Raw genomic sequence first — 11645 nt, forward strand, 5'->3', positions numbered from 1 at the left:
ACTTAGCCTTGCTATACCCCATTTTTCTATGGATGATATAACTTGCCTGGCTTCTGAACGATTCTTTAAATAGTTAATGGCTACCTTGTCACCATGTTTTTAAAATACACTTGGGGACTGAAACTCCTAGCCCCTCGATTATCCAAATTACCATCAAACTCCTGCTTTCATAATACTCGATCTCTAATTACATTATGTAATTGACTCCAATATTATCAAGGTAATTTAAACTTCGACTTATACCATTTTTTAGATCTTGAACAGGTTCATATTCAATTAAGTATATGCCGTCGAATTTCATTTTTTCGAAAATTCGAGTATAGTCCAAATCACCATCCCCAATAGCCACTGCTTCCCAACCGCCCTGTTTCCTTTTCCAGTCTTTTAGGTGGCAATAATTTATTCGTTCATTGATTATATCCAAGCAGTAAGTTTTATCCGCAGGTCGCACTGCCTTTATATTACCGGGATCATAATTAAAGCCGACATTACCTGGCAGATCCCTCATCAGCCTTTCAAGAAATTTGGGATCGGTACTCATCGTATTATAATGGAAGGCGATACCATTTTTATGAATAATTCTCCCATGGGTTTCAATAGAAATGGAAATATCATATTCTCTGCAGATTTGGCTGCACCTTTTCATAGCATCGATTACTTGAAAATATATTTTATTGGTAATATCTTCAGCTGGCATAAATCCAACAAATAACCTAATATGCGATACCTTAAATAATGCTGCTTGTTCTATAGCGTTGTAAACATGTTCGATCATATTATTATGGTCTTCCAAATTGGTCAGGGTAAAATCATTTTCCACTGTTGCATAGGGCAACTTAATCCCAAATCGACTCGCGAGCGACATACTTTTTCCTATTACCGTTTCATCCAATCCTATTGAAAAAGTTGAAGGCAACTCATCACCTATACCTATTTCCAAAATCTTAAATCCAAATTGATTACAAATGTTCAAGTGTTCCTCAAAGGGCAATTCCCTAAAACCCCACCAACCTAGGCCTATTTTCATATACTAATTTATTTTTATTTACAATTTTATTTTGGCCAGTTATACATATTGGTTCCGGCATTTTTATCCGAAGGGCCGTCCGGCAATTTTGATTTCCAGGAAAGAAGTTCAGTAGACATAATCTTGGTCAAGTCGGGTTCATCCATCACTTTATTATCAAGCTCGGACGGATCATTGATAAGATCGTATAACTCAACCCTACTCTTGTCCGGATTCATTAATAATTTCCACCTATCCCTCCTCATCGCCAGCATAGGACTTTTATCCAAAGGCCTGCCAAAAATTCCAAACCTCCATTCCCAAAATAAAGGTTTGGCCCGCTTCTTATGATTTGTCAACAAAGCACTTGACATATCCTCTCCATCCAATTCCAAATTGTTACTTGATAGACCGCACATTGTGACAAGTGTTGGCATAAAATCAACCGAACTAACGACTGAAATACTATCTACCGTATTCTCCTTTATATGGTTTGGCCACCTAACCAATAATGGAACTCGGATCCCTCCTTCGTACAAGCTCCGCTTGAAACCTCGAAATGGACCTGGACTCCCAGCAGCACTATGTGCCGCATTTGATATCTGCATTACTTCCGGACCATTATCGCTTGTAAAAATTACGATCGTATTGTCCTTCAATCCCAAGGCATCGAGCTTGTCCAGGAAAATTCCGATCTGTCGATCCATCTCGGTAACAGTTGCATAGTAAATTTGGGGCGCACCATGAAATTTCACCTTTTGTCCATAATGCTTTTTTGCATATGAATTGGGGGACAAGGATTCATAATTCTTCATTTGCCTTTCCGAAGGATTGAGTATTGCATGTGGATCCACCAACCAAGCATTAACATAAAAAGGCCCCTCCTTATTCTCCTCTATAAACCCTGTAGCTTCATCCAGTATCAATTTTGTAGCCATAGATCTCTTAGAAGGGTACCATAATTTAAAATCATCCCTACTATTACTGGTATTTGTTTTGGCGACATCTATTCCGTATTCCGTTGGCAATGGAGAATCTGGACTATGACCTAGATGCCATTTACCAAAATGACCCACGGCGTAACCATTGTCCTTAAAGATTTTGGTTATTGATTTTATATTTGGATCTAAAAAATTGGGCATTCCACGATCTCTATTGGATTCAAGAGTAGCGAAATGTCCATGAATACCTAACTCCGCAGGGAATCTACCAGTCATTAGCGAAGCCCTACTTGGTGAACAAACAGGACTATTTACATAGAACTGGGTAAACAATTTTCCTTCCTTGGCCAATTGGTCCAATGCCGGAGTTTTTAATTGACGATGCCCGTAAATTCCCAAATCTCCCCATCCCAAATCATCCGCAAAAATTAATATTACATTGGGCCTATCATTATGCTGACCGTACATTATAGTTGAACCTAATACTACTAATATTAATATTGCAATTGGCCAACATAACAAAATGGTACCGGAGTTTTTATTTTTTGTTTTGCACTCCATAAATATTCGTATTTGAGGGTTTATTATCCGGAAAATCAGAATATTTCACTCTTTCGTCCCTTTTTGTGAGCGTATTCACACATTGATCACATCCATTGTTCTCAACGGTCATTGTTTCCCAAAGGTTTCGATGCCCTTTATAATCATGATCTTGAATATCATGGACATAATTATGGCTTATAACCATACTTCCACTCCCTTCATCGGCATAGATACCTTCGGCCATAAATTCACCGCCTCCAATGTCATAGATCCAATTGTTATTGATTACGGTACCTGGCTGATTGCTTACCGTATATATTGCACCACCATCACTGAGGTATTGCATACATTTTCTAATTTCATTATATGATATTTCATTATGATGGGCATTGGTCAATAAACCGTCATCCCCCCATCTCCAGCCAACACTGATACCCGTATATGGGGCTTCCTCAATCAAATTATTTTTTATTTTATTATTGTTGGAATAGGCAATCAATACCCCCACTCCTCCTTTATCAACAGTAGCAATATTTTTTAAATGATTGTTGATCACCGAATTGAATGCAGGGGCATCCTGTTCATCCTTATAATCTAGGTGAAGCGGATGGCCCTCGCCTATATAATTACTAATTCTTCCTATTTGAATTACATTCGAACCAATATCCTGAAAAGTATTGTTTTCGATATTCATATGGCTTACACCGTTCTCCAATGCTATGGCCCCTTCACCTAAATTGACAAAATTGCAATCAACTATTTCACAGTTCTCGGCATAGGACATCATTATGGCTGCAACTGGTGAGAATACAGGTTCCCCGATCCGAGTGCCCCAAAATCCAGCTTGTATTCCTTTGCGCTCTTCATCAGGGAACTTCCAAGTAGTATATTGAAAGGTTAGTCCTTCAAAAGTAATATTGGTCATTGGTTTTGATTTGTCTCCTTTAATTTCAAAAAGTGTTTCCAGAACAGGGTAGTGAAACACGGTATCATTTGGATTGGAAGAGGTAAAAAGAGACAAAACTTTGGTATCTTCATTCAGGAACCACTCTCCTTCACTATCCAAAAAATCTATATTATTTTCAAAATAAATCCTATCAAATGTCTTAACCTTGGTACTACTGCATTCCGGACCTATCTCAGTGTTCGTAGTGATCGAATTGCTTTCTGAATCAATATTTTGCAGTTTCTGTCTAATAAAATGCCAGGCACCGGTAGCTAATAGTTCCGTTTGGTCCGTTACCTTAAAATCCACAGGAATAGAATCGGCAAAGGACATCCATTTTTTAGCTACGTCTACCTCCTCAGGGTGTAGATATTCGTCAAGATTTGGCCAGCGGGCCCTGATCATTCTTTTGTTCTCGACAAACACTTGATTGGTCTGCCCCTGAAAGGGTATTTCCCAAATATTATCACCTCTGGATATCCATGTGCCGTCTATAATTCTGCCCCCACTAAGAATGACTTCCTCGTCCTTATAGGCCTTTATCCTTAAAGATTTAAGATTATGTCCATTATCAATGACTATAGATTTGGATAGTTCGTATCTACCTTCACCTAGTACAATTTCAAATGAACCGTAACCCTCCATTGAAGAACCGATCTGAATTATTTCCAAAGCCTTTTCCAATGTTCGAAGGGGGTTATCCATAGATATTCCCTTACCATTGTCGTCCCCGCCAGGAGCGACATAAAGTGTATGCAATTCCTGTCCACTTTGACAGGCAGTAAGCAAGCTTAATGTTACATACAGGGCCAAGACCTTGGCCCAACCAAAATATGATATTTTTTTAGTATCGGACTTTGGGAGAATCCCTTTTACCATAACCATTAAATTCTTTATGTGAGTCATTTTATTTTCTATTTACCTTAATTATTACTTAATTGTATATCTCTAAATATGCCCTTAGCTGTTGCCTTTTAAATTTCTCACTCTCGATTGACTTGTATCTTTGCTCCCATCTGCAGTAAAGGCATTCGTAATTTTTATGTAATTCTATATATAGATAATAATTCCAAATATAGAATATAAATATTTTGATTCCAATTCAAAAGGATTAAAATGATGCTTAAATAAGAGTGCCAGTTTTATGGACATAATGCAATTAGTTATGTTGGTCATAAACCCCTTGGCTCCTAAAGCCCTTTATTCCTTGAAAATTCTCTGATTCTATGGTTATTTGGCCATCTTTATTTTCTAAATCATGAATAAATTCAAATTTAATATCCACCGGTTCAGGTGCATCATGGAAATTATGTTCTTGACCATGAACAATTCCCATCAATTCATTATCTCTATAGATATTGAATTGCTTTATTCCACTCTCAATGTCTATTTCCGACTTCCAGCTCAAAATACACCTGCCTTCCGATCTTTCTATTTTTAACTGCAAGGGAATAGGTGGTGGGGTACTATCTGATACCCAACCTGTTTGAACAAATTCTTGCCAGTTTTTGGCTATATCTTCATTAGGTAACCAGCCCCAATCAGAAAGTTCATTTTTGACTTCAAGAGCTGTCTTAATTTCATTAGTTTCCAAATTACCCAGCCAATGACCATGAGAATCCAATTGGATCGGATTGTTCCCATTATTGGACAATCTCATACTAAGAACAGCGTCCATCCATCGAATGGCAAAACTCCTACCCTTCCTATTTCCGTGATCGGCTTTTGGATCGATAGCTATACTCCAAATGGCACCATACCGTCTATAGGAGTAAAAAGATTTCTTGGTCATTTCCCGAACATAATCAAATCCGTCCACAAGATCATTTTCACCCGCCATCCACAAAACTGGCACCTGTTTAACCAAAGGATTCCAAAGCTTGGTAAACGCCAGGCCTCCTGATCGAGGAATAGCACATAACACCTTCTCAGGATATTCAAATAATATATCCGTACACCAATAAGCTCCGCCCGAATGTCCCCACAGAGCCCAGGGCACCTCCTCCAATTCTGAATGATTACTAATTTTAGCCAACTTTTTTAGGGCCTTTAATAAAGCCTTTCCAGAACCGCCCTCAATATTGAACCATTCCGAGCAGGCCTCCTTTCCAATTAATTCTGTTCCGAGTAAGGCCATATTATATTTTTTGGCCAAGGCTTGCCATTGCAGATCATTTGCATGGTTAAGACCATTGTCCTTTGCGTTTATACCACATCCATGTTGCCGGATAATTATACCTCGTATTTTTCTTACCGGTTCTGGAATCCATATGCGATATTTGGCAGAAATGTATAAATCCTGTTTAACCGGCTTTATAGAGACATCATAATATTGACAATGTAGCTGCCAAATCCCCATAATCCACATTATAATTAATAAAGCGAACGTCTTCATATCAATATTTCATTTTTAGAACCATCCATTTAGTTATGAAATTTTAAGCGTATTCAACCACTTATACCATGCTACAAAATAATATGGGTCGAAGGATGAAGGAGTACATTTCTATCTTTATAAATACTCACTAAACCTTTATCATGGGTTATTTCTATTAGTCGATCATATTTTGAATCAGAATAGACTATATTCCCATTCTCCAAAACCGAAATACCGGCAATCCACCCTAACGACAGCTGATTATCCCTTACCATATCATACTCCCAAACTATTTCCTTAGAGCTATTAATCTCTACTATTTTTCCATTTTCACCGAGACTGACCAAAATATTACTATTGCCGAGTTGAACCGGCATATAAGGACTCCCTGGCAAATCACATTCCCAATGAACTTTCCCGTCCCAGTCAAATACGGCCAACTTTTTCAAACTATAACATGCAATTAAAATTCTGTTATCGGCTACCTCACGTATTAGTCTAAAAGCATACAAGTAATCACAAGGTTCCTTCACATATGGAAAATCGAAGGATCTAATTACTTTTTTGTTTCGATCAACTTCTAAAATCATGGCTTTGGACGCATCACCAAATAAGATATTTCCGTTCCGCATTTCGTGACAAGAAAAAAAGGCTAGACGGGCAGACTCCAATTTCCAGACTTCTTCCCAATTTTTATCGATTTCAATAATGGCCCTATTGGAACTAAGTAATAGATTTCCATTCCGCAACAAATCCATGTCGAGTGGAAGGTCTACACTAAATGATTTTATCAACCTGCCATTGGCAAAATGAATAATTCTATTATGCCTATGGTCATGCTCCGCAACAATGAATTCTCTATCAAATTTTTTCATTTGTCTTATTATACCATTTACTCCAGCTCAAAAAATAACTGGAAGTAAGAATTTCTAAAAGGCAGATCCAATATTTCCAATAAGATTGCCATTCCCAAAACCTATCCTTTTAGGTGTATATTTTATTTTAAACTATAATTAGGACCGATCGGAACCAAAAGTCGGGTCAAATAAACACTTACAATGTTGCACACCAAATGGAAAAGTCCTATATATCTAATCATAGATAATGTCCTGGCCTGGAAGAAAATAACTTGGCCAGGACAATATTTCAAATTAATCTATAAAAAGGTTTAGTAACCTGGATTTTGTGTCAAATTTGGATTGGCCGCAATTTCCAGCATAGGAATAGGAAACAATTTATGTTTTTCCTGAACATTCTTGCCATTTGAAGTCATTGCCTCAATAAAGCGTTCTTGTCTTAACAAATCCCAACGCTGATGCCCTTCAAAACAAAGTTCCAATTCCCGTTCCCTCCATACGGCTTCCCTAAATTGATCTTTAGAAAGACCCTCCAAATCAGGTAACTCAAGTAAATCGTTCGGGTCATCTATACCATCCCCATTGGAATCCCTGGCTCTTTTTCGGATAGAATTTATGGCATCATAAGCGTCAGTAGTTGGGCCATTGACTTCATTTTCAGCCTCTGCAAAAATTAATACAACCTCAGCATATCGAATAACCGGCCAATTGGCGTCTCCGTCCGAAATAGCTTCCAAATTGGGGTCGTAAAATTTCATACAACTTGGGCCCACCTGTAACTTTCCAGTTCCAGACCCATTTTCTGGAATAATTTGTGGCCAAAAAGGATCGGGAATAGAGTCAAGCAAAATAACCTTCTTTCGATAATGATCGGGGAAACTTTCATAAAAATCCCGTTCCGCTGCTATTGATGCTCCTGCCAGTTGACCAATTCCTCCGGTAATAATAACGGGGTTTCTAGAGGCGTAAATCTGTGTAAGAGTACTCGGCACCCTAGTCCCGGCTGTATATTGAATAGAAAAAATATGCTCTTTTCCATTCTCTTTATCAACATCATATAGATCCATTAAACTGGTTTCCAAACCGTAAATTTCTGAATTGATCACCTCTAAAGCCATATCCCTAGCCGCTGGAAAATCCTTGCGAAATAAATGAATCCTTGCTAAAAGAGACTGGACGGCTCCTTTTGTCACCCTACCTATATCACTTGAAGAATATTCCGTTGGCAAATGCTCCATATACTCGGTCATATCCCCGATAATAAAATTATAAATTTGCTCCTTATCAGTTCTCGGAAGATAATTGTTTTCTTCGTCCGTTGTAGGCCTAGTTATCAATGGTACATCGCCAAAAGACTGAACCAAAATAAAATACGTCATAGCCCTAAGTACCTTGGCTTCAGAAATATACCGCGTTTTTAAATTTTCATCCATTTCTATTGGCGCTATATTCTCGATCAATGTATTTGCATAATTTATCGTTCTATATAGATTGCCCCAAGTACCCTGAAATTGAGTAGGATTAATATCCAATTCATTAATACCGCCGGTACCCTCTCCGCTAGAAGCTAAATTGGCTGAAACGTCACCATGTTGGAAAATATCCGAACCATAATAACTTCTAAATCCTGCATATACGGCATTTAAACCCGCACTGGCATCGTCTTTGGTATTATAGAAATTTTCACTACTAATACTAGAAAAAGGAGCCTCATCTAGAAAATCGGAACAGGAGTAATTAATTAATGTAATTATGGATAAACCTAAGATTGTTTTATAAATATTTTTCATAATTTTAATATTAGAATTTTAATTGTGCACCAATTCGAATTGTTCTAGCTTTAGGATATACACCATCATCTACGCCTAGCACAGTATTGTCATTTCCTCTTGAATTGACTTCAGGGTCATATCCTGAATAACCGGTCACTACAAATAGGTTTTCCCCAGTGACATAAAGTCTTGCATTTTTCAAAAAGCTCAAATTCTTAAAGGTATAGCCCAAGGTGACATTTTGCAATCGGATAAAAGATCCGTCCTCTATGTAATTAGTTGCCGCCCTATTTGGATATGTTCCACTACGACCGGCTGGTCTATCTACAATCGGAATTAGGTTGCCGGTACCTGGGCCGTTCCAAGCCTCCTTTAGCAAGGAGATTACATTTTGATTGTTCACCTGAGATAGCCCTTCAATTTTATAGGCATTTAGAATGTCATTCCCCTGAGTACCATAAAAAGAAAACCCAAAATCAAAATCCTTATACATTAAATCACTTGAAAGAGAAAAGGTGTAATCCGGATTTGGATCGCCTATAACCGTTTCATCTATACCCTCTTCAAAGACACCATTCCCATCGATATCCCGCCAGTTTTCAAAGCCGGGTCCTGAATTGGAATCATTGGCCATATGTCCATTATCATACTCTTCTTGGGTTTGCCATAATCCGTCAAAAATATTGCCCCAAAAAACGCCTAAAGGCTGCCCTTCCATTACAACACTGGCAGCACCTCCATTTTTCTGAACAACCCCAACTCTACGCTGGTTAATACTACTTCCAAAATATTTATCTGAACCAGAAAGCTGAAGGACCTTGTTTCTATTAAAGGAGATGTTCCCGTTTATGTTCCAACGTACCTCTCCCAAATTAAGATCCAAACCTGTTGACAATTCCAGTCCTTGGTTCTCCACACTTCCGATATTTTTCAAAAGTGATGAATACCCGCCTTGCCTAGGAATTTGGACATTTAATAAAAGATCCGTAGTCTTCTTATAATAATAGTCTACAGTGAAATCGAAATTGCTGTCCCAACCAAAAAATCCTAAATCCAATCCTAAATCAAATTGATCAGTTTTTTCCCAACGTAAATCATTGTTTACTAAGGAACCTGGTACTATGCTAGTATATTCAGCATTTCCAAAAATTACTGGTGAACCTATACCATAGGTTTGAACATTTTGATAGAGTGGAATGCTTTGATTACCTGTTCGTCCCGCGCTTACCCTTAATTTCATATTACTTATAAACTCCACATCTTCTAAAAAAGATTCTTGATTTACCCTCCATGCCAAAGCGGCGGATGGAAAAAACCCGAACTGATTATTACCTCCAAATCTACTTGACCCGTCATACCTCCCTGAAACAGTTAATAGATATTTTTGATCAAAACTATAATTCACCCTACCAAGTACTGAAGTTAATGAGGACCGATTCCTATATGAACTTGGGTTCTGAGGCTCATTGCCTGCACCTAAATTGTAATAACCGGTACTATTATTTGCAAACTCCCATGTGGTAGTAGAAAAATAATCATCCCTGTCCGATTGGGCGGAGAATCCTGCAGTAACATCTAAATGATGATTGCTAAAATCTTTATTATAATTTAAAACACTCTCATGTAGCCAATTGAATTTGCTAGTTTGATTACGATTCGCCGAACCATTTGACCCTCTAGTTATTTCAGATTCAAAATATGAAGGAGTAAAGGAACTACCCGTCCTATTGTCAAGATATAAGCCAAATGTTGACTTATAACTTAGACCAGTAAGTATATTATAATTTATGGACAAATCACTTAATAAACGACTACGCTCGACTATATTTTTTCTTTCATATGCCATTTGTACTGGATTTTGATGCTCTGGGGACATATAAACACCGGTTGTCCTCCAAATTTGAGCTTGTGACGTATATGAACCATCATCTTTTCTTACAGGTAGTACAGGGTTTTGAACAATTCCCTGATAAATGATATCAGAATCTATAGGTTTATTTACAATAAAACTAGGTGTTAAGTGTAGACCAATTGAGAATTTCTCATTAATGGTGTGATCCAAATTTACCCTTAAAGTTCCTTTCTGGAACCTGGAGTTTATGGCAATTCCCTGTTGGTCGAAATAATTTCCCGACACAAAAAATTTCGTTTTGTCATTTCCTCCACGCACGCTTATATCATAATTTTGGATTGGCGCAGTTCTATAAATTTCATCCTGCCAATTGGTTCCTTCACCCATGTTGGCTATTTCTTCCTCTGAAAATGCACGGCTAAGCAGACCTCCATTACGAAACCGAGTCCAAAATAATCTTGCAGTGGTAGCCCATTCTTCAGCATTTAGCACATCGAGTGTTTTGGCCACAGTTTGAACACCAGAGTAATAATCAATACTTACCTCAGTAGCTCCTTCCTTACCTTTTTTGGTTGTTACCATGACAACGCCATTAGCCCCTCTAGCTCCGTAAATAGCTGTGGCTGAAGCATCCTTAAGTACAGATATTGATTCTACATCATTCGGGTTGATATACGAAAGTGATCCGTCCGACACAGGGACCCCATCTATAACATACAATGGATCATTCCCGTAATAGACAGAGTTACTGCCCCTGATTCTTACTCGTAAATCAGCTCCCGGTGAACCGCTTGTTTGAGTAATTTGAGCACCGGCCACTTTTCCTTGCAATGCCTGTTGAAGTACTGCTCCTGAAGACTTTGTCAATTCGGCACCACTCACTTGACCAACCGAACCCGTTAAATCACTTTTTTTGGCCGAACCATAGCCCAACACTATGACCTCATCCAACCCTGTAGCACTCTCTACTAAAGAAACGGTCACTGATGTCTTTCCGTTTATAGGAACTTCCAAAGTTGCATGGCCAATATAGGAAATTACCAAAACCGCATTACCATCATTGACATTAATGGAAAAGTTACCATCAAAGTCGGTCACAACTCCGTTGGTAGTTCCTTTCTCAACAATGTTCACTCCTGGGAGCAGGCTACCATCAGCTTTTGAAAACACCTGTCCCGTAACAACTATCTGACTATTTGATAAATAATCAGGCTCCAACAAAGGATTCCCTCCGACCTTTCCATGGACTCTATTTGCCAAGCTACTGCACAGGAACAACAAGGCAAAAACATGTAACATTTTATTTTTCATATTATTCTATATATGGTTATTTATTCCAAATATAGAATAA

Annotated in this window: 7 protein-coding genes; all 7 read right to left on the reverse strand. The window is 38.1% G+C overall.

The window, feature by feature from the left end; all coding sequences use genetic code 11:
• Positions 1-187: 187 nt before the first annotated feature.
• A complete protein-coding gene (locus B9Y87_RS14420; protein ID WP_085499683.1) occupies positions 188-1027 on the reverse strand; it encodes a sugar phosphate isomerase/epimerase family protein in 840 nt (279 codons plus the stop codon).
• Positions 1028-1053: 26 nt separating this feature from the next.
• Positions 1054-2415, reverse strand: a complete 1362-nt coding sequence (locus B9Y87_RS14425; protein WP_176225640.1) for a sulfatase family protein — start codon at positions 2413-2415, stop codon at positions 1054-1056.
• 70 nt (positions 2416-2485) lie between these two features.
• Complete coding sequence (locus tag B9Y87_RS14430; RefSeq protein WP_085499685.1) at positions 2486-4342, reverse strand: right-handed parallel beta-helix repeat-containing protein; 1857 nt, start codon at positions 4340-4342, stop codon at positions 2486-2488.
• 253 nt (positions 4343-4595) lie between these two features.
• Positions 4596-5831 (reverse strand): alpha/beta hydrolase, encoded by a 1236-nt coding sequence (locus B9Y87_RS14435; RefSeq protein ID WP_139827247.1) that lies wholly within the window; start codon positions 5829-5831, stop codon positions 4596-4598.
• Positions 5832-5902: 71 nt separating this feature from the next.
• Positions 5903-6688, reverse strand: a complete 786-nt coding sequence (locus B9Y87_RS14440; RefSeq protein ID WP_085499687.1) for an NHL repeat-containing protein — start codon at positions 6686-6688, stop codon at positions 5903-5905.
• A 293-nt stretch (positions 6689-6981) separates the two neighbouring features.
• Positions 6982-8460 (reverse strand): RagB/SusD family nutrient uptake outer membrane protein, encoded by a 1479-nt coding sequence (locus B9Y87_RS14445; protein WP_085499688.1) that lies wholly within the window; start codon positions 8458-8460, stop codon positions 6982-6984.
• Between the two features lie 10 nt (positions 8461-8470).
• A complete protein-coding gene (locus B9Y87_RS14450; RefSeq protein WP_085499689.1) occupies positions 8471-11605 on the reverse strand; it encodes a SusC/RagA family TonB-linked outer membrane protein in 3135 nt (1044 codons plus the stop codon).
• Between the last annotated feature and the right edge of the window lie 40 nt (positions 11606-11645).

This window comes from Arenibacter troitsensis (genome assembly GCF_900177645.1).
GTDB lineage: Bacteria > Bacteroidota > Bacteroidia > Flavobacteriales > Flavobacteriaceae > Arenibacter > Arenibacter troitsensis.